General features: G+C 70.4%; 20 protein-coding genes and 1 pseudogene. 2 read left to right on the top strand and 19 right to left on the bottom strand.

The annotated features are described in order from the left end of the window. The 15 genes and pseudogenes from G4D87_RS39350 to mraZ all read right to left on the bottom strand — a co-directional run. Positions 1 to 149 (bottom strand): annotated as a pseudogene (locus G4D87_RS39350) (cell division protein FtsQ/DivIB); the annotation flags it as partial. Between the two features lie 155 nt (positions 150 to 304). Next, entirely contained in the window at positions 305 to 1,261 is a 957-nt protein-coding gene (locus tag G4D87_RS11800; protein WP_163781975.1) for a D-alanine--D-alanine ligase, read from the bottom strand. Next, a complete protein-coding gene (gene murB / locus G4D87_RS11795) occupies positions 1,258 to 2,190 on the bottom strand; it encodes a UDP-N-acetylmuramate dehydrogenase (RefSeq protein WP_163781973.1) in 933 nt (310 codons plus the stop codon). The genes G4D87_RS11800 and murB overlap by 4 nt, the downstream gene beginning before the upstream one ends. 5 nt (positions 2,191 to 2,195) lie before the next feature. Next, positions 2,196 to 3,614 (bottom strand): UDP-N-acetylmuramate--L-alanine ligase, encoded by a 1,419-nt coding sequence (gene murC, locus G4D87_RS11790; protein WP_163781971.1) that lies wholly within the window; start codon positions 3,612 to 3,614, stop codon positions 2,196 to 2,198. Further along, complete coding sequence (gene murG / locus G4D87_RS11785) at positions 3,611 to 4,762, bottom strand: undecaprenyldiphospho-muramoylpentapeptide beta-N-acetylglucosaminyltransferase (protein WP_163781969.1); 1,152 nt, start codon at positions 4,760 to 4,762, stop codon at positions 3,611 to 3,613. The genes murC and murG overlap by 4 nt, the downstream gene beginning before the upstream one ends. Continuing rightward, complete coding sequence (ftsW, locus tag G4D87_RS11780; protein ID WP_163781967.1) at positions 4,759 to 5,925, bottom strand: putative lipid II flippase FtsW; 1,167 nt, start codon at positions 5,923 to 5,925, stop codon at positions 4,759 to 4,761. Before ftsW ends, murG begins: the two co-directional genes overlap by 4 nt. Positions 5,926 to 5,929: 4 nt before the next feature. Further along, positions 5,930 to 7,297 (bottom strand): UDP-N-acetylmuramoyl-L-alanine--D-glutamate ligase, encoded by a 1,368-nt coding sequence (murD, locus tag G4D87_RS11775; protein ID WP_163781965.1) that lies wholly within the window; start codon positions 7,295 to 7,297, stop codon positions 5,930 to 5,932. A 19-nt stretch (positions 7,298 to 7,316) separates the two neighbouring features. After that, positions 7,317 to 8,495, bottom strand: a complete 1,179-nt coding sequence (gene mraY, locus G4D87_RS11770; RefSeq protein ID WP_163781962.1) for a phospho-N-acetylmuramoyl-pentapeptide-transferase — start codon at positions 8,493 to 8,495, stop codon at positions 7,317 to 7,319. Continuing rightward, positions 8,495 to 9,895, bottom strand: a complete 1,401-nt coding sequence (locus G4D87_RS11765; protein ID WP_163781960.1) for a UDP-N-acetylmuramoyl-tripeptide--D-alanyl-D-alanine ligase — start codon at positions 9,893 to 9,895, stop codon at positions 8,495 to 8,497. The genes mraY and G4D87_RS11765 overlap by 1 nt, the downstream gene beginning before the upstream one ends. 44 nt (positions 9,896 to 9,939) lie before the next feature. Further along, complete coding sequence (locus G4D87_RS11760; RefSeq protein WP_163781958.1) at positions 9,940 to 11,463, bottom strand: UDP-N-acetylmuramoyl-L-alanyl-D-glutamate--2,6-diaminopimelate ligase; 1,524 nt, start codon at positions 11,461 to 11,463, stop codon at positions 9,940 to 9,942. 51 nt (positions 11,464 to 11,514) lie between these two features. After that, positions 11,515 to 13,533 carry a PASTA domain-containing penicillin-binding protein gene (locus G4D87_RS11755; protein WP_163781956.1) on the bottom strand — a complete coding sequence of 673 codons (2,019 nt, stop codon included), beginning with the start codon at positions 13,531 to 13,533 and terminating at the stop codon, positions 11,515 to 11,517. Then, positions 13,530 to 13,949 carry a cell division protein FtsL gene (ftsL, locus tag G4D87_RS11750; protein WP_163781955.1) on the bottom strand — a complete coding sequence of 140 codons (420 nt, stop codon included), beginning with the start codon at positions 13,947 to 13,949 and terminating at the stop codon, positions 13,530 to 13,532. The genes G4D87_RS11755 and ftsL overlap by 4 nt, the downstream gene beginning before the upstream one ends. Further along, on the bottom strand, positions 13,946 to 14,860 hold the full coding sequence (gene rsmH / locus G4D87_RS11745; RefSeq protein ID WP_163781952.1) for a 16S rRNA (cytosine(1402)-N(4))-methyltransferase RsmH: 915 nt from the start codon (positions 14,858 to 14,860) through the stop codon (positions 13,946 to 13,948). Before rsmH ends, ftsL begins: the two co-directional genes overlap by 4 nt. A gap of 6 nt (positions 14,861 to 14,866) precedes the next feature. Continuing rightward, entirely contained in the window at positions 14,867 to 15,253 is a 387-nt protein-coding gene (locus G4D87_RS11740) for an STAS domain-containing protein (protein ID WP_163781951.1), read from the bottom strand. A 46-nt stretch (positions 15,254 to 15,299) separates the two neighbouring features. Continuing rightward, a complete protein-coding gene (gene mraZ / locus G4D87_RS11735) occupies positions 15,300 to 15,752 on the bottom strand; it encodes a division/cell wall cluster transcriptional repressor MraZ (protein WP_090490200.1) in 453 nt (150 codons plus the stop codon). Between the two features lie 264 nt (positions 15,753 to 16,016). Here mraZ and G4D87_RS11730 point away from each other — a divergent pair, with 264 nt between their 5' ends. Next, positions 16,017 to 16,727, top strand: a complete 711-nt coding sequence (locus G4D87_RS11730; protein WP_176410399.1) for a PilZ domain-containing protein — start codon at positions 16,017 to 16,019, stop codon at positions 16,725 to 16,727. A 21-nt stretch (positions 16,728 to 16,748) separates the two neighbouring features. Here the strand turns inward: G4D87_RS11730 and G4D87_RS11725 are convergent, their stop codons facing one another. The 4 genes from G4D87_RS11725 to G4D87_RS11710 all read right to left on the bottom strand — a co-directional run bounded on the left by G4D87_RS11725 (position 16,749) and on the right by G4D87_RS11710 (position 20,634). Then, positions 16,749 to 18,557 (bottom strand): acyl-CoA dehydrogenase FadE, encoded by a 1,809-nt coding sequence (locus tag G4D87_RS11725; RefSeq protein ID WP_163781947.1) that lies wholly within the window; start codon positions 18,555 to 18,557, stop codon positions 16,749 to 16,751. 158 nt (positions 18,558 to 18,715) lie between these two features. Continuing rightward, positions 18,716 to 19,069 carry an ArsR/SmtB family transcription factor gene (locus G4D87_RS11720; protein ID WP_140794649.1) on the bottom strand — a complete coding sequence of 118 codons (354 nt, stop codon included), beginning with the start codon at positions 19,067 to 19,069 and terminating at the stop codon, positions 18,716 to 18,718. Positions 19,070 to 19,077: 8 nt separating this feature from the next. Beyond that, positions 19,078 to 19,737 (bottom strand): SRPBCC family protein, encoded by a 660-nt coding sequence (locus G4D87_RS11715; protein ID WP_163781945.1) that lies wholly within the window; start codon positions 19,735 to 19,737, stop codon positions 19,078 to 19,080. Between the two features lie 60 nt (positions 19,738 to 19,797). Next, the gene (locus tag G4D87_RS11710) at positions 19,798 to 20,634 is read right to left on the bottom strand and encodes a hypothetical protein (RefSeq protein ID WP_163781943.1); all 837 of its coding nucleotides are present in this window, start codon (positions 20,632 to 20,634) and stop codon (positions 19,798 to 19,800) included. A 279-nt stretch (positions 20,635 to 20,913) separates the two neighbouring features. On the opposite strand from G4D87_RS11710, the gene G4D87_RS11705 reads away from it, so the two are divergent. Beyond that, the coding region (locus tag G4D87_RS11705) for a serine/threonine-protein kinase (RefSeq protein ID WP_163781941.1) at positions 20,914 to 22,003 on the top strand (1,090 nt) is incomplete at its 3' end.

Here is a 22,003-nt window from a genome sequence, read left to right as displayed (position 1 = left end):
ACCCCACCCCACACCAGCAGCCCGGTGCCCAGCGTCAACCCCAGCACCCTGAGCACGCCCGGCCCGTGCGAGCGCACCGCGCCGCGGACCGCCTCTTTCTGCTGGGCGGCGTCCTGACGGCGGCGGTTCTTGGATTTTCCGAAGGCCATGGGGAGAAAAGGATTGACGCATGCTGTGCGCGGTTGAGGAGCCACGCCAGTTTTTGGCTACAGGCACGTCGCTGTAGCGCAAGCCGCCGCACAGGCGCTTCGGAAATTTTCGAAGGAGGCCGACGCCGAGTTGCGCCGGATGGAAAACCGGACGCTCAGGCCTTGAGACACGCGCCCAGCAGCAGGCGCTCGCACAGGGCGGGGAAGTCGATACCGCGCCCCGCGGCAATCTTGGGCAGGAGGCTGGTGGCCGTCATGCCCGGCAGCGTGTTGGTCTCCAGGAGGAACACCTCGCCCCCGTCGGTGACGATGACGTCCGACCGCGAGCCCCCGCGACACCCCAGGGCCTGGTGCGCGGCCAGGCACACCTCGTTCACCCGCGCATACTGTTCTGGAGGCAGGGGCGCGGGGAAGAGGTACTGCGTCCCGGTGCCGGCCTTGTACTTCGCGTCATAGTCGTAGAACTCGCGCGCGGCGCGGACCTCGATGACGCCCAGGGCCTCATCGTCCAGCACCCCACCCTGCACTTCGCGTCCCTTGACGAACTGCTCCACCAGCAGGCTGCCTGCGTACTTCGCCGCGTCCGTCACGGCGGCCTCGTAGGTGTCCCGCGTCTTGCAGATGTGTACGCCCACGCTGCTGCCTTCGCGGCTGGGCTTCACCACCACTGGAAACGGGAAGGACAGGCTGTCCGCCGCCGCCAGCGCCGACGCGACATCCCGGAAGGAGCGGTACGCGGGCGTGGGGATGCCATGGGCCACGAAGATTTGCTTGGCGTACACCTTGTCCATGGCCAGCGCGGAGGCCAGCACGCCGCTGCCGGTATAAGGAATGAAGAGCGACTCCAGCAGCCCCTGGAGGCAGCCGTCCTCGCCGTAGCGCCCGTGGACGGCCAGCCACGCCACGTCCACCTGCTCCGCCGCCAGGCGCGCCGGCAAATCCTTGCCCACGTCCAGCTCCACCACGGTGTAGCCAAGCCCGCGCAGCGCCCCGGAGACGGCCTCACCGGTGCGCAGGGACACGTCGCGCTCCGCGGACATTCCGCCCAACAGCACGCCGACACGCTTCTGCTTGAGCTCGTCCTTCGTGAAGGCACCGCGGTTCGGAGTCACAGGAAGTCTCCCAGGCGCTTGACTTCGGGTTTCATGTCGACGCCGGACTGCTCGCGCACCCGCTGCCGCATGAGGGTGACGAGTCCCAGCACGTCGCGGGCGGTGGCGCCGCCCAGGTTCACAATCCAGTTGGCGTGCAGGGTGGACACCTGCGCGCGCCCCAGCGAGTACCCTTTCAGGCCCGCCAGTTCAATCAGCCGCCCGGCATGGTCGCCCGGCGGGTTGGTGAAGACGCTGCCGAAGTTGGGCTGACTGAGCGGCTGTGTCCGCTTCCGGTAACCCAGGTCCGCGTCCATGACGGCCTTGGAGGCCACCACGTCCCCTTTGCGCAGCGCGAAACGCACCCGGGTGACGACGCCGCCCTGCGGCAATTCGGAGTGACGGTAGGCGTGCGGCACCTGCGCCTTCGTCAGCCACCCCACCCCGTCCGCCGTGGCCACCTCCACCGCCTCGATGACGCGGAAGGCCTCGCCATTCTTGGTGCCGGCGTTCATCGACACCGCGCCGCCCAGCGTACCGGGGATGCCGGCCAGGAACTCCGCGCCCACCAGCGCGTGCGCCCGCATGACGTTGATGAGGCGGACGATGGCCGCCCCCGCGCCCAGCGTGAGCCGTCCTTCCTCGGGGCCCACGTCGGCCACCTCCGGAAAGAGGTCTCCGGGCAGCTTCAGCGTCAGGCCGGGCACCCCGCCGTCGCCCACCAGCGTGTTGGCGCCGCCGCCCAGAATCGAGACGGGGATGCCGTCCTCACGCGCCAGCTTCAGCAGCGCCACCAGTGCGTCCGGCGAGCGCGGGCGCACCAGGGCCTCCGCGGCGCCGCCGGCCCGGACGCTGGTGAGCGGCGCCAGCGGTTCGCCCGCCTTCACCTCGCAGCCCCCCAGCGACTCCACGCGCGCCGCCAGCGCCGTCTTCACGCCCGCTTCCACCATGGCCGCTAGTCCTTCGACAGGGGGGTGGTGCGCAGCAACTCGAGCAGCTCCGGCCCCACGTGGGTGATGTCACCCGCGCCCAGCGTCAGCACCAGGTCGCCCTCGCGCAGCCGCGGCAGCAGTGCCGCCGGCAGGTCCGTGCGCTTCTCCACGAAGGCGACGTCGCGGTGGCCGTGGGCGCGGATGGCGTCCGCCAGCGCGTCGCCCGTGGCGCCCTCGATGCGCTCCTCACCCGCCGCGTAGACGCTGGTGACGAAGAGCACGTCCGAGTCATTGAAGGAGGTGGTGAACTCCTTCATCAGGTCATGCGTGCGCGTGTAGCGGTGCGGCTGGAAGGCCACCACCACCCGGCGCCCGAAGGCCCGCCGCGCGCCGGCCAGCGTCGCCAACACTTCCGTGGGGTGGTGCCCATAGTCGTCCACCACGGTGACGCCCTGGGCCTCGCCGCGCACGGTGAAGCGCCGCTGCACGCCGCCGAACTCGGCCAGCGACTCGCGCACCGTCTCCAGCGGGATGTCCATCTCCTCCGCCACGGCGATGACGGCCAGCGCGTTGAAGGCGTTGTGCGCGCCCACCATCCGCACGCGGAACTCGCCCAGCGCCTCTTCCCGGCGGTAGGCGTGAAAACGCGTGGTGAAGCCGTCCAACTGGATGTTCTCCAGCCGGTAGTCCGCCATGTGCGAGCTGCCGTAGGTGACGAAGCGCTTCTCGATGCGCGGCAGCAGCGCCTGGACGTTGGGGTTGTCCAGGCACAGCACGTTGAGGCCGTAGAACGGCACCCGGTTGCAGAACTCCACGAAGGCGGACTGGAGCGTCTCCAGGTCGCCGTAGTGGTCCATGTGCTCCGGGTCGATGTTGGTGACGATGGCGATGGACGGGTGCAGGTGCAGGAAGCTGCCGTCGCTCTCGTCGGCCTCCACCACCATCAGCTCGCTCTTGCCCAGCTTGGCGTTGGAGTCGAGCACGTTCACCTTGCCGCCCACCACCGCCGTCGGGTCCAACCCCGCCGCGCTCATCACGGTGGCCACCATGGACGTCGTCGTCGTCTTCCCGTGGCTGCCCGCCACCGCCACGGCGTACTTCAGGCGCATCAGCTCCGCGAGCATCTCCGCGCGGGGGATGACGGGAATCTTCCGCTGCCGGGCGGCGACCACCTCCGGGTTGTCCTTGCGCACCGCGGAGGAGATGACCACCACGTCCGCCTGGACCAGGTTCTGCGCGCGGTGGCCTTCGAAGAACGTGGCCCCCATGCGCGCCAGGCGCCGGGTGATGTCGCTCTCGCGCAGGTCCGAGCCGGACACCCGGTAGCCCATGTTCAGCAGCACCTCGGCGATGCCGCTCATGCCGATGCCCCCGAGCCCCACGAAGTGGACCTGCGCCGCGTGGCGCGTCTTGAAGAGGCTGGGGGGCTTGTTGCGCGTCACGAATGGCTCCTGGGGGCCTTCTTCTCGGCTTCGATGGGGGCGCGCTCGCGGCCGTTGGGGCCCCACGTCTGGACCATCAGGTCCACGCACACGTCCGCCAGCTCCTTGGCGGCCTCGGGACGGCCCAGCAGGCCCGCCTTCTTCTCCATGCTCTTGAGGCGCTCGGGGTGGCTCTTCAGCTCGCGCACCGTCTGCGCCAGCTTCTCCCCGGTGAGCTCCGACTCGCGGAACATCAGCGCAGCGCCCGCGTCCACCAGCGCCCGCGCGTTGACGGCCTGGTGGTCGTCCGTGGCGTGCGGAAAGGGAATCAGGAGGCTGGCCTTCTTGCAGACGGTCAGCTCCGCGAGCGTCGTCGCGCCGGCGCGACAGACGACGAGGTCCGCGCGGGCATAGGCGCTGGACATGTCGTCGATGAACTCCACCACCTCCGCCTGGAAGCCCTTGTCCGCGTAGCCCTTGCGCACCGACTCCAAGTCATTCTTCCCCGTCTGGTGGACGAAGTGCAGGCTGTCCTTCAGGTCGCCCAGCGAGTCCAGCGCCTCGGTCATCCGCTGGTTGATGCCCCGCGCGCCCAGGCTGCCGCCGAAGACGAGCACGGAGAAGCGCTCGTGCGCGACGTGGCTGCGCAGGTAGTTGTCCATCAGCTTGCGGCGGATGGGGTTGCCGATGAGCTGGACCTTCTTCTCCGGGAAGAAGGCGCGCGCCTCCTCGAAGGCGATGAACACCACGCGGACCAGCCGGCCCAGCACCTTGTTGGTGAAGCCGGGCAGCGCGTTCTGCTCCTGGATGGCGGTGGGGATGCCCATCAGCCACGCGGCCAGCACCACCGGCCCGCTGGCGTAGCCGCCCACGCCCACCACCACGTCCGGCTTCTGCCGGGCGAGGATGCGAAAGGACTCGATGAAGGCCAGCGGCAGCGCGAAGAGCGCCTTGAGCAAGGCCAGGAAGCCCTTGCCCTTGAGCCCCTGCACCTTCACCAGCTCCAGCGGATAGCCTTCCTTCGGGACCACGCGCGCCTCGATGCCACGCTCGGTGCCCACGAAGACGACCTCGTTGCGGTGATGCCGTGTCACCACCTCTTCCGCCAGGGCGATGCCCGGAAAGAGGTGTCCGCCCGTGCCCCCACCCGCGATGAGCACCTTCATCATGCCGCCACCTCCCGCATGTCGGCGCCCACCCGGCTGGGCCTTACGGCCCCCTGGGTGTTCGCGCTCAACGACAACAGCACTCCAGCCGCGCCCATCAGCACCACCAGCGATGAACCTCCGTACGACACGAAGGGCAGCGTCAGCCCCTTGGTCGGCAGCAACCCCATGGCCACGCACATGTTGACCGCGGCCTGGAACGCGATGATGGAGCTGATGCCCAGCCCCAGGTACGTGCCGAATGTCTCCCCCGCCGCCAGGCTGGCCCGGACGCCGCGCCACAGCACCACGCCGTACAGCACCACCAGCAGGCCCACGCCAATCAGGCCCGTCTCCTCGGCGATGATGGAGAAGATGAAGTCGGTGTGGGCCTCCGGCAGGAAGAAGAGCTTCTGCCGTCCGTCGCCCAGGCCCAGGCCCACCACGCCGCCCGAGCCGATGGACATCAGCGATTCAGCCACCTGGTAGCCCACGTCATGCCGGTGCGCCCACGGGTCCATGAAGGCCAGGATGCGCTTCATCCGGTACGGACTGGAGGCGATGGCCACGTAGGCCAGGGGCAGCGCCAGCAGCACCATGCCCACCAGGTAGCTCAGCTTCGCGCCGGCCGCGAACAGCAGCACGAAGAGCATGAACACCAGCAGCACGCTGCTGCCGAAGTCGGGCTGCATCATGCAAAGCAACACCAGGATGCCGCACAGCGCGAGGTGCGGCACGAAGCCCACGGAGAACTTCGCCACCTTCTCCCGCTTCTTCGCCAGCGAGTAGGACAGGTAGACGACCCAGGCGAACTTCGCCACCTCCGCCGGCTGCAGGCCAAAGCCCGGCAGGCGAATCCACCGCCGCGCGCCACCCGCCGTGCTGCCGATGCCGGGGATGTTCACCAGCACCAGCAGGACGATGGCCGCCAGCAGCAGCGGATAGGCCCAGCGCGCCAGCCGGCGCCAGCCCACCTTCATGGCCACGGCCATGGCGCCCAGCCCCAGGCCCGCGGCGACGAGCTGACGCTTGAGGAAGTAGAGGCTGTCGCCCAGCTTGTCCTGCGCCAGCACCGCGCTGGCCGAGTACACCATCACCAGCCCGAAGCTCACGAGCCCCAGCACCGCGCAGAGCAGCACCGGGTCGAAGCGCACGAGGGCGGAGGACGAAGAAAAAGGGTTCTTCATACCGTCACAGCGCCTCCACCAGGCGCTTGAACGAATCGCCCCGGTCCTCGAAGTTCTTGAACTGGTCGAAGGACGCGCACGCGGGCGACAGCAGCACCGTGTCCCCCTGCTCCGCCAGCTCCCGCGCCCGCGCCACCGCCTGGGTCAGGGTGCCGCACGCGTGGACCGGCGCCGCGCCGGCGTAGGCCTGGGCCAGCGTGTCCGCGTCATCGCCGATGGTGAGCACGCCCTTCACCTTGCCTCGCCCCGCCTCCACCATGGGCGCGTACGACGCGCCCTTGCCCTTGCCGCCGGCAATCAGCCACACGTCCCTGGAGAACGCGCGCAGCGCCACCAGCACCGACTCCACGTTGGTGGCCTTCGAGTCATTCACCCACTCGACGCCCTCCAGCACGCGCACGCTCTCCAGCCGGTGCGGCAGGCCCGGGTAGCCGTCCAGCCCCGCCTGCACCGCGCCGGAGGCCACGCCGCCCAGGCGCGCCAGCAGCGCCGCCGCCATCGCGTTCTGCGCGTTGTGGGCGCCGCGCAGCGCGCGGTTCGTCAGCGTGTAGTGCTCGCCCAGGAAGTCCAGCCGGAAGCCGCCCGGCTCCGCCACCGCCAGGCCCGCCAGCGCCGGGGCCTCCGCCACCGGCTTGCCCGTGAGGCTGAAGCCGTACACCGGCGCCTTCGCACCGCGCGCCAGGCCCAGCACGTCCGCGTCGTCCGCGTTCACCACCGCGAAGTCACCGGCCTGCTGCTGCTGGAAGATGCGCGCCTTCGCCTCGCCGTACGCCGCGTGGCTGGGATAGCGGTCAATGTGGTCCGGCGTCAGGTTGAGGATGGCCGCGCCCCGGGGGCGCAGCGCGCGGATGCCCTCCAACTGGTAGCTGGACAGCTCCACCACCAGCGCGTCCCAGTCGCCCGGGGACAGGGCCGCCTCGCTGAAGGGCCGGCCCAGGTTTCCGCCCACGAAGGTGCGCTGGCCGCCGCTGGCGAAGAGCGTGCCCGTGAGCGCCGTGGTGGTGCTCTTGCCGTTGGTGCCGGTGATGCCGAACAGCGGCACGCCAGACAGCAGGCGGCCCGCCAGTTCGACTTCGCCCCACACCGCCACACCCGCCGCGCGCGCGGCCTGGATTTCCGGCAGCGCCAGCGGCACCCCCGGGCTCACCACCACCAGGTCCTGCGACGCGAGCAGCCCCGGCGGCGTGGGTCCGGACACCAGCGTGGCGCCCAGCGCCGTCACCTCGTGGGCCACCGCGCCCAGCGTGTCCTCGCCGCGTGCGTCCAGCGCCGTGACGTCCGCGCCCTGCTGACGCAGCAGGCGCAGCGCGGCCACGCCGCTCTTCGCGAGCCCGAACACCAGCACCTTCTGACCGGACAGCGCCAACGTCATGGCCGTGCCACCTCCGGGTTCAGCGGAGCTTCAGGGACAGGAGCGCCACGCCACCACAGAGGATGGAGACGATCCAGAAACGGACGATGATCTTCGGCTCGGCCATTCCCTTGAGCTCGAAGTGATGGTGCACCGGCGCCATCTTGAAGACGCGCTTGCCCGTCATCTTGAAGGACGTGACTTGAATCATCACGCTCAGGATTTCGGCGAAGAAGATGCCGTGGATGATGGCGGACACGACCTCGTTCTTGGACAGCACTGCCAGCCCGCCCAGCGCGCCACCCAGCGCCAGCGAGCCGATGTCGCCCATGAAGACGGAGGCCGGGTACGTGTTGAACCACAGGAAGGAGATGCCCGCGCCGACGATGGCCGCGCAGAACACGGCCAGCTCCGCGCCGCCCGGCACCTGGAGGATGCCCAGGTACTGGTACAGCGGCGTGGCCACCAGCTTCGACACGCCGCCCACCACCTCCGAATCCGCGATGCTCAGCGTGGTGCCCGCGACGTAGCAGAGCACCGCGAAGGTGATGCCGGACACGATGGTGGGGACGATGGCCAGCCCGTCCAGGCCGTCCGTGAGGTTCACCGCGTTGGACGTGCCCACGACGACAATCCACGCGAAGAAGACGTAGAACCAGCCCAGGTCCGGGTTGAACCAGCGAGTGGGGATGAAGGGCAGCGTCAGCTTCGTGTTGATGAGCAGCGTGGGCCCGAAGGAGCCGTCCGGCAGCGTCCACGTCGTCAGCAGGCCGAACACGGCGACGAGAAAGAAGAAGGTCTGCAGCACCATCTTCTTGCGCCCGGCCAGGCCCTTGGAGTTGCGCTTGGACAGCTTGAGCCAGTCATCCAGGAAGCCGATGAAGCCGTAGCCCAGCGTCAAGAGCAGCATCACCCACACCGCGCGGCTCTTCAGGTCCGCGAACAGCAGCGTGCCCGCCGCGATGCACAGCAGGATGAGCGCGCCGCCCATGGTGGGCGTGCCCTTCTTCTTCTGGTGCGAATCCGGCGTGTCCTCGCGCACGTTGCTCTGGCCGTGCTGCTTCAGCCGCAGCCGGGCGATGAGCCTGGGCCCGATGAGCATGCCCAGGAGCAGCGCGAAGACGCCCGCGGCGATGATGCGGAAGGTGGGGTAGCGCAGGAAGTTGAGGACGCGCCCCGCCTCCGTGTTCTGGATGACCTCGTAGAGGAGGTACAGCACTAGTGATTTCCTCCGGATGCGGCCGTGCCCGTCAGGGCGGCCACCACCCGCTCCAGCCGCATGCCGCGGCTGCCCTTCACCAGCACCACGTCACCCTCGCGAAGCCGCGGCGCCAACCACGCCATCAGCGGCTCCACGTCGGTGAAGTGGGCGGCGGATTCACCCATGGAAGCGGCCTCCCACCCCTTCACGGAGCGGGGACCGAAAAATGCCGCCAGCGTCGCGTGCGCGGGGACCTGGCCGCCCAGGCGCGCGTGCTCCTCGAGCTCGCCCTGCCCCAGCTCCAGCATGTCCCCCAGCACCACCACGGCCCGGCCCCCTGCGGGCACCAGCGTGCCCAGCGTCTCCAGCGCGGCGTCCATGGAGGCCGGGTTGGCGTTGTAGGAGTCGTCGACGATGGTCACGCCGTGCTGCCCGTCCACCACGTTGAGGCGCCGCGAGTACGGCCGCGCCGACTCCAGGCCGCGCACGCACTCCTCCGGCGTGTAGCCCAGCGCCAGCGCCACCGCGAAGGCCGCCGTCGCGTTCTGCGCGTTGTGCGGCCCCACGAAGCGCAGCCGCACCGGCCACTCGCGCCCCAGGTGCCGCACCGTGGCCACCATGCCCTCACGGCCCAGCGTCTTCACGTCCCAAAGCCGCACGTCCGCGTGCTCCGCCCGGCCGAACGTCAGCCGCTGCGCGCCGCTGCGCTCCGCCTGCGCGGGGATGAGCGCGTCGTCCACGTTCACCACGATGGTGGTGCCGTGCCCCATCTCCTGGAACAGCTCGCCCTCCGCCGCCGCCACGCCCTCCAGGCTGCCCAGCCCTTCCAGGTGTTCGGGCTGGACCACCGTGATGACGCCCGCGTCCGGCTGGACGACGCGCGCCAGCCGCTCGATTTCCCCCGGCTGGTTCATCCCCACTTCGATGACCGCCGCGACGTGGCGCGGCTCCAGCCGGAAGAGCGTCAGCGGGACGCCAATCTCGTTGTTGAGGTTGCCCTCGGTCTTCAGCGCCGGCCCGCGCGTGGCCAGGATGGCGCCCACCATCTCCTTGGTGGTCGTCTTCCCGTTGGAGCCACCCACCGCGCACACCGGAATCCGGAAGCGCTGACGGTGGTGCCGTCCCAGCGCGCCCAGGGCCCGCAGGGTGTCCTCCACTTCATAGAGCGTCAGCCCGTCGGGCAGCGCGGGCAACGGGCGCCCGCGCGCCACCACCGCGCCGGCCGCCCCGCCCTTCGCCGCGGCGTCCACGAAGGCGTGGGCGTCGAAGCGCTCACCCACCAGGGCCACGAAGAGGCACCCGGGGGTGAGTGCCCGGGTGTCGGTACAGACGGTCGCGTAGGCGGCCCGGGCCGGGCCGCCACGCCGGGTCGCCCCGGTCGCCTGCACCACCTCTTCGTCGCTGAAAGAAGCTGCCATGGTGTGAGAGATGGGCGGGTCGACGGGGCTTGGGAGGCTCGGGCTCAGCCAGCGGTGCGGTTGGCCAGCGCCTTCGCGGCCACCTGCCGGTCGTCGAACGCGAGCTTCTCCGCGCCGACCTGCTGGTACGTCTCGTGGCCCTTGCCCGCGATGAGGACGACGTCGTCCGCGGACGCCAGGCTGATGGCCTGTTCAATCGCCGCGCGGCGGTCCGCGTCGACCAGGTAGCCCTTCTCACCGCTCTTCGCCTTGCCGGCGGAGATGCGGCGCAGGCCGCCCTTCTCGATGCCCGCGGCCACCTGCGAGATGATCTCCTCCGGGTCCTCGGTGCGGGGGTTGTCGCTGGTGATGACGGCCAGGTCGGCGCCCTCACCCGCCACCGCGCCCATCAGCGGACGCTTGCCCTTGTCGCGGTCCCCGCCGCAGCCGAACACCGCGATGACGCGGCCCTTGGCCAGCGAGCGCGCCGCCTCGATGGAGCGCTTGAGCGCGTCATCCGTGTGCGCGTAGTCCACCAGCACCGCGGGGGCGCCGGACGGACCGTAGTTCTCCACGCGCTCCATGCGGCCGGCCACCGGCATCATCCGCTCGATGCCTTCCTGCACGTCGCGCCGCGCGAAGCCCGCGCCCAGGCCCAGGCCCACCGCCAGGAGGATGTTCTCCAGGTTGTGGGGCCCCAGGAGCTTGCTCTTGAGCGGGATGTCACCCGCGGGCGTCTTCAGCACGCCCTTGATGCCCTGGAGCGAGAAGCTCACGTCGGCCACCGAAATCTCCCCGGAGCCCTGACGGCTGAACTTCCACGCCATGCGCTTCTGGCCGCGCTGCTCGTTGTAGATGCGGCTGGCGTAGGTGTCGTCGCCGTTCACCACCGCCACGCCCGTGGCGGACAGGTTCTCCGAGAACAGCTTCCGCTTGGACTGGAAGTAATCCTCCATGTCCTTGTGGTAGTCGAGGTGGTCCCGGCTCAGGTTGGCGAAGCCCGCCGCCTTGAAGGTCAGCCCGTGCACGCGCTCCTGCGCGAGCGCATGGCTGGACACCTCCATGATGACCGTCTCCACGCCCGCCTCCACCATCTCCCGGAGGATGCGGTGCAGCTCCAGCGGATCCGGCGTGGTGTTGGCGCACTCCACCGTGCGGCCGGCGAACTTGTAGCCCAGCGTCCCGATGACGCCGGTGGCCGCGTACGCCGCGGTGCTCATGGCCTCCAGCAGATAGCTGGCCGTGGTCTTCCCGTTCGTCCCGGTGAGGCCCAGCAACGTCAGCTGGTCCGCCGGGCGGCCGTAGAAGTTGGCCGCGATGAGCGCCAGCGCCTTGCGGGCGCTGCCCACCTTGAAGAAGGGCACCTGCGAGGACGGCACCGGCTTCTCCGACACCACCGCCACGGCGCCACGGGACACGGCCTCACCGATGAACTGGGCCCCATCCTCCTTCGTGCCAGGAATGGCGACGAACAGGTCTCCCGGCTTCACGCGCCGCGAGTCCTGCGTCACCCCGGTGACGTCAACCGCGGAACGGCCGCCCGAGGTCTGCTCGGCACCACATCCTGCGAGGACATCCGTCAGCTTCATCTCTTCCCCTTCACACGCATTGCAAGAGCGGGGCCTGGAGCGGACGCGGCGTTATTGCCGCGCGGCGAGCTCCAGCGTCACCCGGGCCCCCTTCTCCACCAATGAACCGGCGGGGGGGGTTTGAGATACCACGCGTCCACTGCCCAATACCTGTGGCTCCAGCGCCGCGGCGAGCAGCTTCACCACGGCCTCACGTCCTACTGCTCCCTGAAGGTCCGGCACACGTACCGTGCCGGGTTCAGGGGTCTCCGTCACCGCGTCCGCCAGCGCCGTCCGGGCGGCTCCGGAGGCCTTCGCCCCCGGCTTCGCCGCGGCAGGCGCGGGTGACACGGCGGCCACGGCCACCTCGGGTGCCACCGTCCGGGACGGGGGCACTGCCAGGTGAGCCATGACGGCGGTCGCAATCTCCTTGAAAGCAGGGGCAGCCACGGTCCCCCCGTATACGTCCGTCTTGGGTTCGTCCACTACGACAAGAATCACTGCTCGCGGAGACTCGGCCGGTACCACTCCAACAAAGGAGGCGATCCGCTTGTCCGAATACCCCCGCGCCACCGGGTCTGCCTTCTGCGCGGTGCCCGTCTTTCCGGCCACCCGGTAGTCTTCCATGGCGGCCTTGGTGGCCGTCCCTCCCTTGACCACCACGCTCTCAAGCATGCCCACGACCTGCCGGGCGACCTTCGCGGAGACCGCCCTGCGCAGCTCCGTGGGACGGTTTTCCAGCAGAATGACCCCGTCCGGGTCCACCACCTTCGACACCAGATAGGGCCGCATCAGCACCCCATCGTTGGCCAGCGCACCATAGGCGGACGCGATCTGCACCGCCGTGGCCGTCATCCCCTGCCCGAAGGACTGGGTGGCCAGGGAGACCTCCGCCTTCGGGAACGGCAGGACGCCGCGCCCCTCGCCCGGCAGGGACAGGCCGGTGCGCTCGGCGAAGCCGAAGGCCTGGTAGCCCTTCACGAACTTCTCCCGCCCCAGGGCCTGGGCAATCTTCGCCATGCAGATGTTGGAGGACACCTGGAGGATTCCCTGCGGCGCGAGCCAGCCGTAGGAGTGGGTGTCGTTGATGGTGTGGCGGCCCACCCGCCAGGCGCCGTTCTCACAGAAGAAGAGGCTGTCGGCGGTGATGGCCTTCTCCTCCAGCGCCGTGGCCACCACGAAGGACTTCAGCGTGGAGCCCGGCTCGAAGGTGTCCAGGGCGGCGCGGTTGCGCATGCCCGAGCGCGTGCTGGACTCCGGCGTGTTGGGGTTGAAGCGCGGGTGGTTGGCCACGGCGAGCAGCTCGCCCGTGCGCGGGTCCAACACCACCGCCATGCCGGCCACGGCCCTGGCGTCCTCCACCGCGCGGCTGAGCGCCTTCTCCGCGACGTACTGGATGTGCCGGTCCAACGTGAGGGTGACTGCGGCGCCCTGGCGCTGGAGCGGATCCAACGCGCCCTGCACCAGCAGCTTGCGGCCCTTGGCGTCACGGAAGCCGGACGTGGAGGAGTTCTGCCCGGACAGCTCGTCATGGAAGGCCAGCTCCAGGCCCTCCAGGCCGCGGCCGTCCATGCCCACCGTGCCCACCACGTGGGCGCCCAGCTCGCGCTGCGGGTAGAAGCGCTTGGGCTCCTTGGAGAAGCCCATGCCCGGCAGCGCCAGCGCCTTCACCGCGGCGACCTCGGCGGGCTTGGCCTGGCGCTTCACCCAGGCGAAGCGCTTGGCCCGGGCCAGGCGCGCGCCCAGCTCCTCCGGGTCCAGCTTCAGCGCCCTGGCCAGCGCCCGGGACGCGGCCTTCACGTCGGGCAGCATGGACGGGTCCACCCAGATGGAGTCCACCTCCACGCTCTGGGCCAGCGGCGTGCCGCGCCGGTCGAAGATGTCGCCGCGGCGGGCCGGAATCTCGATGTGCCGGACGTACTGGTCCTGCGCCATGCCGCGCAGCTTCTCCTGTTCGAAGACCTGGAGCTGCACCGCACGACCGAAGGCGACGCCGAGCAGCATCAGGAACAGCCCGAACAGCAGCCGGACCCGCAGCTTCAGCCACTTCGCGTTGGGCTCGGGAGCCCGCGCCGCCTTGAAGTCTCTCACCGGCCCGCTCCGGCGCGGCCCGCCACGCGGACGGCGGGCTGCGCGGCGTCTGGGGCTTGCGCGCGCGCCCCGCCGCCCCGCGCCGGCTTCTCCGCCGACAGCGACACCACGGCGCCGCCGCGCGGCATGGCCATGTTCAGCTGCTCGCGCGCCACGCGCTCCAGCCGGCCCGGCGACTTGAGCGTGGCCAGCTCCAGCTTCAGCCGGTCATTCTCGCGCGTGAGGACGCGGCTCTCCGCCTCCTCGCGCGACAGGCGGTAGCCCATGTCCACCACCAGCACCCGGCTGCTGACGTGGAGGATGCCCACCGCCGCGAAGAGGGCGAAGAGGCACACGGCCGGCAGCAGGTGCAGCAGCACGCCGCCCACCGTCACGGAAGAACGCAACGCCGACACCCGGGAGTGCACCTTGCTCATCGGAGTTTCTCCACCACGCGCAGATGCGCGCTGCGTGAACGGGGGTTGGCCTCGACCTCCGCCTCGGAGGCGGCCACGGCCTTCTTCGTCACCAGGGCGAAATCCCCCACCCCGCTGCACACGCACACCGGCAGGCCCGGCGGACAGGTGCAGCGCCCCGCGAGCGTGCGGAACGCCTCCTTCACCTTCCGGTCCTCCAGGGAGTGGAAGGCGATGACGGCGGCGCGGCCCCCCACCTTGAGGAGCCCGGGGATGGCGGCCAGCAGCGCGTCCAGCGCCTCCAGCTCACCGTTGACGGCCATGCGCAGCGCCTGGAAGGTCCGGGTGGCCACGTGGATGCGGTTGGGCCACGCCTTGCGCGGCACCGCCCGCTTCACGACCTCCGCGGCCTCCAGCGTGCGCGTGGGCAGCGCCTTCTTCAGCTCGCGGGCAATGGGCCGGGCGAAGGGCTCTTCGCCGTAGTCCTTGAGGATGCGGACCAGCTCGCGCTCGTCCGTGGTGGCGATCAGCTCCGCCGCCGTCGGGCCGTCCGGCCCCATGCGCATGTCCAGCGGGCCGTCCTTGGAGAAGGAGAAGCCGCGCTCGGCCACGTCCAGCTGCGGCGACGACACGCCCAGGTCCACCAGCACCCCCTCCACGGGCAGCAGGTCCGCGGCGACGCGGGGCAGCTCGGCGAAGTTGCCGGCGCGGCCGTGGAAGCGCGGGTTGGCGCCCAGGCGCGCGGTGGCCGCGGCGAGCGCCACCGGATCCCGGTCCACGCCGACCACCGTGGCGCCCGAGGCCAGCAGCGCCTCCGAGTGGCCACCGCCACCCAGCGTCCCGTCGATGATGACCTTCCCATCCGCCGGCCGAAGCAGCGCCACTGCTTCCCGCAGGAGGACGGTCTGGTGCTGGAAGTCCGAAGCCGTCACGGGCCGTCAGACGAAGGGTGCCCGCGCCAGCGCGAAGGCGGCTCGGGCATCGTTCATGTGCGGGTAGATTTCGAAGCAGTCGTGCGCGCCGGCCGCGCGGAAGATGGCGGCCAGGTACGGCGACAGCCCGGACAGCTTCACGTCCCCACCGGCGCGGCGGAAGACCTCCGTGCGCGCCATCAGCGGCTTGACGCCGCGGTAGTTCAGGTGCCCCACGTCCCCGAAGTCCAGCACCACCTGACGCGTGCCGCGCTGCAGCTTGCGGCCCAGGTCGTCGCACAGCTCGAGCAGGTCCTGCTCGCTCAGCTCGCCCTCCAGCATGAGCGTCTCGACACGGCCGGCGGCCATCGCCGCGCCCGCCAACCCTGGCCGAACCTCCAGAACCTGGTTCATACGCTTGCCACCCTCCCGGTACTTCGGGGTCCTGTCGACTTTCCCGTCATGCCTGCCGCAGCTCGGCGAGCACCTTCATCACGTCCGCGGAGGTCGCTTCCTGGCGCGCTTCTTCCTGCGCCTTCGCCCATCCCTCGCGGCTCCACAGCTCGATGACCTTCACCATCCCCGCCCACACCACGTCCTTCTCCAACCCCGCATAGGAGCGGAGCGTCGGAGGGATGAGCAGGCGTCCCAGCTTGTCCAGCGGGCACTCCTGCGCGCTGGCCACGTACAAGCGCATCAGCGTCTTCACCCCAGGCTCCATCGGGTTGCGCTTGGCGAGCGACAGCTCCAGCGCTTCCCACTCCCGCACCGGATAGGCGTGGAGGCATCGGTCGAGCGCCGTCGTGAGGATGAGCCGCTCGTCGTAGGCGCCCACCAGCGTGTCCCGGAGCTTCGCCGGGAGGCTCGTCCGCCCCTTCGCGTCGATCTGGTGCTCATAGACGCCTCGGAACACGCGGGATGATCCACCTTTTCAGCCCGATGAGGGATGAACCTCCACTCCTTCCCACTCCTTGCCACTACCGGGCGGCATACATACGCGCCCCACCTGGGGGGGTCAAGAAACCGCAACAGGTTGAAACAGCGGTTTGTCCGCGCCCGACGTCCGGAAAGGTCGTCACACCTGGAAGGTCCAGTGGTTGGCGCCGTACGACGTCCTACCTATTGCGCTGGGGTAAACTTGAGTTCCCCCCGGACCCAGGCGCAAAGTGTCAGTCGCGTGAACACGAACGTTCGGCTGAAGGTGGCTTACAAGACGCCGCAGACCCTGGTGGGGGAGTACACACGCAGCGTCGGGATGGGGGGCGTCACCCTGGAGACGCGCCGCAGCCTGCCGCTGGGGACGCGCTTCACCTTTGAGCTGCATGCGGGCGGCGTGCCCCGGCCCGTGGAGGTGCTGGGGGAGGTGGTCCAGGTCGTCCCGCACCAGGAGTCCCAGCGCTTCCTCCTCACCGTCCGCTACGGGGTCGGCGAGGACCGCAGCGCGCTGGACGCCATCCTCCAGCGCATCTACGCCGCCGAGGAGCACGCCGGCCTGCGCCGCTTCCCACGGCTGCCCCTGTACCTGCGCGCCAGCGAGGCGGCGCCTTTGTCACCGGGCTTCGTCGTCCGGGACATCTCCCGGGGCGGCGTGGGCCTGGAGGTGCAGGCCCCCGCCCTGCCGCGCCAGGTGAAGGTGGGCACGCCCTTCCTGCTGGAGCTGGACTTCCGGGAGGGGCCCATGCTGCTGCACGGCGAGGTGGTGTGGACCTCCACGGTGCCCCGGAAGAACTCGGGGACGGTGACGCCGGGCTTCGGCGCCACCTTCGGCCGGCTCCGGCCAGACATGCAGCAGCGGCTGGACGGCCTGCTGTCCCTGGCGACGCTGCCGCCCGCGCCCTGGAAGGCCCGGGTGAGCTTCGGCATGGAGGCCGTCGCGCGGATGCCGTGACGGCCCGAAGTCCCCCGCGGGCTACACCGCGCCCAGGGGGTAGCCGCCCGCGGACTCCAGGGCCGCCACCACCGTCTCCCGCAGCGCCGCCGGGTCATACGGCGTGAAGACGTCCAGCGTGCCCAGGCGCTTCAGCTCCTGGTCGAGCGCGTCCCCCTTCAGCGTGGCGCACAGCGCGCGGCGCGTCCTGTCGTAGGCGCGGGGGATGGCGTCCAGCGCGTAGAGCTGCGTCATCGCCACTCGAACCGGGTCCAGCGCGCCGCCGTCCTTCGCGGCCTGGCGGGTGCGCGTCACCATGGAGTCCAGGGCGAAGGCGTCCATCACCACGTCCGACAGGGCCGCGAGCACCTCCTGGTGCTGCTCCAGCGCCGTGCCGAACGTCTCCGCCGCCACCCGCAGGCCGTGGAGCGCCAGGTGCTTGGCGGCCTCGGCGGCGACCTCCTGCGGGGCCAGGGCGTCCCGCGCGCGCGCTTGGGGCCGCTCGCCCCGGGACAGCGCCTCCGCCACGTCGCCGGCCATGGCGAACAGCGGCAGGTCGCCCTTCACCGCGCGCTTGAGGAGCATGCCGGTGATGAGCATGCGGTTGATTTCGTTGGTGCCCTCGAAGATGCGGTTGATGCGCGCGTCGCGGTACGCGCGCTCCACCGGGTACTCCTCGATGTAGCCCGCGCCCCCGTGGAGCTGGACGGCGTCATCCACGAGGTGGCCGAGGGACTCCGAGCCGTGCACCTTCATGATGGAGGACTCGATGGCGTACTCCTCCACCGCCGCCAGGAGGCGTGCCTCGGAGTCCGGCGCGCGCTTGTCCCCCTGCCCCAGGCGCGCGTCCACGAGCCCCGCGGTGCGGTACGTCATGCTCTCCACCGCATAGACGAGCGCGGCCATGCGGGCCAGCTTCTCGCGCGACAGCGGGAACTGGGCGATGGGCGCGCCGAACTGCTTGCGCTCCTGCGTGAAGCGCAGCGCGCTCTGGAGCTGGAGCTTCATGCCCCCCAGCACGGCCGCGCCCAGCTTGAGGCGGCCGTAGTTGAGGATGTTGAAGGCAATCTTGTGGCCCTTGCCCACCTCGCCCAGCTGGTTCTCCACCGGGACGCGCGCGTCCTCGAAGTAGAGCGGGCAGGTGGAGGAGCCGCGGATGCCCATCTTGTGCTCCTCCGGCCCCACGGTGAGGCCGGGCGTGTCCTTCTCCACGATGAAGCCGGTGAACCGGTCCCCGTCCACCTTGGCGAAGACGATGAACACGTCCGCGAAGGCCGCGTTGGTGATGTAGAGCTTGGAGCCGTTGAGAATCCAGTGCTTGCCGTCGGGGGACCGCACCGCCTTCGTCCTGGCGCCCAGCGCGTCGCTGCCGCTGCCCTGCTCCGTGAGCGCGTAGGCCGCCACCCACTCACCGGTGGCCAGCTTCGGCAGGTACTTCGCCTTCTGCTCGGCGTTGCCGAACCAGACGATGGGCAGCGTGCCGATGCCGGTGTGCGCGCCGAACGTCACCGACCACGAGCCGTTGAGGCTCATGGCCTCCGCCAGCAGCAGCGACGTCGTCTTGTCCAGGCCGGTGCCGCCGTAGGCCTCGGGGATGTCCACGCTCAAGAGGCCCAGCTCGCCGGCCTGGCGCAGCAACTGGCGCAGCAGCGCGTTGTCCTTGGCCTCGATGCGCTCGGCCAGGGGGAGGACCTGCTCACGGGAGAACTGGAGCGCCGTCTGGAAGAAGAGGCGCTGCTCCTCCGTGAAGGTCTCCGGTGTGAGGATGCGGGCCGAGCCCACCTCCTCGAAGAGGAACGCGCCACCGGGCGCATGCCCCTGCTGCGAAGCGGCCTTGGATTCGGCGTCCATGAACATCCCTCCAGCGGACGAGCATGCCCCGCCCTGGAGCCTGAATCTAACCCTCCGGCGGAAAGTCGTCCGCGCGCCCGCGCCAGTCCACGCGAAGGGGCGAGCGGTGCCCTTCACGTCAGCCGAAGCAGGTCGTCCTGGACACCGCGCACGCCAGGCTACGGACCGCCGCCTTCGTTGTCGGCCTTGGCCCGAGCCCGCTTGCCCCGCGCCACCTCGGTGGCGAGCGCCTCCAGGCGTGGTGTCCAGAACACGCGGAACTGCTCCAGCCACGCGTCGACCTGCTGAAGCGGCGCCGGGTCGACGCGATAGAGGCGGCGAGTTCCTTCCGCGCGAACCTCCGCGAAGCCGCTGTCGCGCAGCACCTTCAGGTGCTGGCTGACCGCCGGCTGACTGATGCCGAACTCCGCCTGGATGGACTCGGTCACCTCGCCAGAGGGGCGTTCCCCCTCGGCCAGGAGCTCGAGGATCCGTCTGCGCACCGGATCACCCAGGACGTCGAAGGCATGCATCGTGGCTATCAGGTCCCCGGATGCCGCACGTCCGGCGGCGGCGCACCAGTATAGAAGGCCGTCGTCCGCGCCGCGCGTGCCTTCGCCGCCGCGGCGTCCTCTCCCCGCGTCACATCCGCCTGCCCCCAGCCCTCGCTGCTGGCCGTGATGAACACCTTGCCTTCATCCGACGTCGTCCAGGCCTCCACCGCCGCGCTGTCGACAGCGGCGCCGCCGGACTCCAGGTGCAGGCCCAGGCCCATCAACCCCAGCTCCCAGCCGACGCCGGTGGCGCCAGGGCCGTAGTCGTCCCAGAAGGGACTCACATGGGCCAGGTGCTCCAGCCGCAGCCGGGTGCCCCCACCCGGGGCCGCGGCCAGGATGACGTCCACCCAGCTGATACCGCCCCCGAACTCCCACGTCACCGCCAGGTGCCGCGGAGCCTCGCAACGGGTGACCGTCCCGCTGGCATTGCCCTTGAGCTCGTAACGCCCACCCAGCTTCAGGTCGCCGGACACCGGAAGGAACCAGCGGGGGATGCGCTCGGGGTTGGTCAGCGCGTCCCAGAGGTCCTCCACCGTCGTGTCGTAGTCGCGCGTGGCGACGACGACGCGCGCGGGCTTGCCCTCATGCTCACGGCTCTCCACCTCCCGCACCACGGCCCCCAGGTACCGCTTCACGTCAATCATGTCGCCTCCATTGATAAGTACGGACTTATATAGACGGCGACTTATGGGAGAAGTCAACGCTCAAGGCGATGAACCCGGGGCCCTGGGCGGCGTGGGATAGACGAAGCACAGGGTGTCGAACAGCGGCTCACCCGGCGCGGTGAAGTTCCCGCCGAGCGCTCGCGCCGCCTGCGCCACCTCCATGCCGAACGAGGGCACGAGGCAGAGGTCCTCGGACGTCTTGAAGCGCCCCTTGAGCAGGCCCAGTCCCCGGCGCAGCGTGACGATGTCCTGCCGCCCCGCCCGCACCGGCACCGAGGGACCGTTCGGGTCCGGGCCCGGCAACTTGCCCACGCTGGTGGTCAGCTCGAAGCCGTCCGCGCGCATGATGATGCGCAGCTTGCCCGGCGCGACCTCCTCCAGCCACGCGCGGAAGCCCGCTTCGTCCCGCAGCACCACCGGATAGGCCACCGGCCCATCCGGGTGCGCCAGCCACACGGCCTCCGCCGAGTCCCGCAGCACGGCGAACAGCTCCGACGTCTGCACCAGGAAGGTGTCCGCGTCCGGCACCACCAACACCGTGTGCCCTTTCACGCGCTGCGCCAGACGCGTGGCGTCATCCGGGCGCGCCGGCTCGAAGCGCTCCTCGCCCACGCGCACGCGCTCCCCCGCCAGCACCACCCGGAGCGCGGAGGCTGGGGGCGGCTCGCCATGGAGGGGGCCCGCCACGTCCGCTTCGGACGGCGATGCGGGGCGCGGCGCTTCCGGAGGCGCCGCGCCCGGCACGGCGAGCGAGGGCAGGGGCGCGGGCTTCAAGGACTTGAGCGGCTCGGCCGACGGCTCCTCACGACAGCCGGCCGCCACCACGACGAGCAGCACCCCGGCGAGCGCCTGGGCGGCCGCGGAAGTGGCCGCCATCCAACGGCGTGGGTGATGACGCATCGGTACGTGGCGCGCGGAGCGGGCATCATTCGGCGCCCGGCCCTGCCCCCCTGCACCCTGAACACCTCGGGCACCACCATGGCGGTGGCTGTCGTGAGACGTAGGAAGAGACACACCCACCCTCCAATCACAACCAACGGATTTTTCCCGTCATGGCGTTTTACCTACCCCATGATACCTTCAGGCGCCCCTGCCAAGACAGCGCGGGCCCCCTTGGCGCAGCGGCCACCTGCACCCGAAGGAACCGGAACGAACGTGCAGCAGCCTTCCGAAGGGCTTCATTTCGGTAAATACAAGCTGCTCGAGCGCATCGCGACGGGCGGGATGGCGGAGATCTACCGCGCTCGGATGACAGCGGCGGCGGGTGTCACCAAACCGGTGGTCATCAAGAAAATCCTCCCGGGCTATGCGGGCAACAGCGCCTTCCTGTCGATGTTCGTCAACGAGGCCCGCATCGCCGCGGGGCTGAGCCACGGCAACATCGCCCAGGTCTTCGACTTCGGCGAGGTGGACGGCGAGTACTTCATCGCCATGGAGTGGGTGGACGGCCGCACCCTGTCGAGCGTCATGCGGCGCGCGCGGGAGAAGGGCATGTACACCCTGCCCCAGCCGCTGGCGCTGCTCATCGCCGTGGAGATGCTGGAGGGGCTGGCCTACGCCCACACGCGCCTGGATGAGCGCGGCCGGCCGCTCCACATCGTCCACCGCGACGTCAGCCCGCAGAACGTGCTGCTCAGCTACGAAGGCCAGGTGAAGCTGGTCGACTTCGGCATCGCGCGGGCGCGGCTGGCCGGCAGCGCCGAGCCGGTGGAGCACGACCTCAAGGGCAAGTACACCTACTTCGCGCCGGAGCAGGTCCGCGGGCGCGAGCCCGACGCGCGCTCGGACATCTTCGCCGCGGGCGTCGTCATCTACGAGATGCTGTGCGGCCGCCTCCCCTTCGAAGGGAAGATGCCGGACGTGCTGCGCAAGCTCGCCCTGGGCGACTTCCCGCGGCCCCGCGACCTCAACCCCGGCATCCCCACCGCGCTGGAGCGCATCCTCCTCACCGCGCTGGCCGTGGAGCGCGAGCAGCGCTACGCCACCGCGGAGGCCTTCGCCGAGGCCCTCACGCGCCACCTCCACACGGCCGCGCCCGACGTGTCCTCCAGCGCGCGCGCCCACTTCATGGGCTACCTCTTCGAATCGGAGCTGGTGGGCGAGGGCCGCCCCGTGCTGCTGCCCCGCGAGTTCCTGGCGCAGATGGCCCGGTGGACCCACTCCCCCTTGGAGCGCCGCGCCCTCCGGGAGATGGCGCCGCCCGCCCGCGAGCCGGCCGCTGACGAGGAGGAGCGGACCCCCATCG

The organism is Myxococcus vastator (assembly GCF_010894475.1).
Taxonomy (GTDB): Bacteria; Myxococcota; Myxococcia; order Myxococcales; family Myxococcaceae; genus Myxococcus; species Myxococcus vastator.
Note: the sequence above shows the minus strand (reverse complement) of the source record. Positions and strands in the feature narration are given on the sequence as shown.

Coding starts and splice junctions, on each gene's coding strand:
- G4D87_RS11720 (WP_140794649.1), bottom strand. CDS start 19,069: ATGCATGCCTTCGACGTCCTGGGTGATCCGGTGCGCAGACGGATCCTC.
- G4D87_RS11725 (WP_163781947.1), bottom strand. CDS start 18,557: ATGGACGCCGAATCCAAGGCCGCTTCGCAGCAGGGGCATGCGCCCGGT.
- murD (WP_163781965.1), bottom strand. CDS start 7,297: ATGACGTTGGCGCTGTCCGGTCAGAAGGTGCTGGTGTTCGGGCTCGCG.
- G4D87_RS11765 (WP_163781960.1), bottom strand. CDS start 9,895: ATGGCAGCTTCTTTCAGCGACGAAGAGGTGGTGCAGGCGACCGGGGCG.
- G4D87_RS11710 (WP_163781943.1), bottom strand. CDS start 20,634: ATGGCGGCCACTTCCGCGGCCGCCCAGGCGCTCGCCGGGGTGCTGCTC.
- murB (WP_163781973.1), bottom strand. CDS start 2,190: ATGGTGGAAGCGGGCGTGAAGACGGCGCTGGCGGCGCGCGTGGAGTCG.
- G4D87_RS11715 (WP_163781945.1), bottom strand. CDS start 19,737: ATGATTGACGTGAAGCGGTACCTGGGGGCCGTGGTGCGGGAGGTGGAG.
- ftsW (WP_163781967.1), bottom strand. CDS start 5,925: ATGAAGAACCCTTTTTCTTCGTCCTCCGCCCTCGTGCGCTTCGACCCG.
- G4D87_RS11740 (WP_163781951.1), bottom strand. CDS start 15,253: ATGAACCAGGTTCTGGAGGTTCGGCCAGGGTTGGCGGGCGCGGCGATG.
- murG (WP_163781969.1), bottom strand. CDS start 4,762: ATGATGAAGGTGCTCATCGCGGGTGGGGGCACGGGCGGACACCTCTTT.
- G4D87_RS11760 (WP_163781958.1), bottom strand. CDS start 11,463: ATGAAGCTGACGGATGTCCTCGCAGGATGTGGTGCCGAGCAGACCTCG.
- ftsL (WP_163781955.1), bottom strand. CDS start 13,949: ATGAGCAAGGTGCACTCCCGGGTGTCGGCGTTGCGTTCTTCCGTGACG.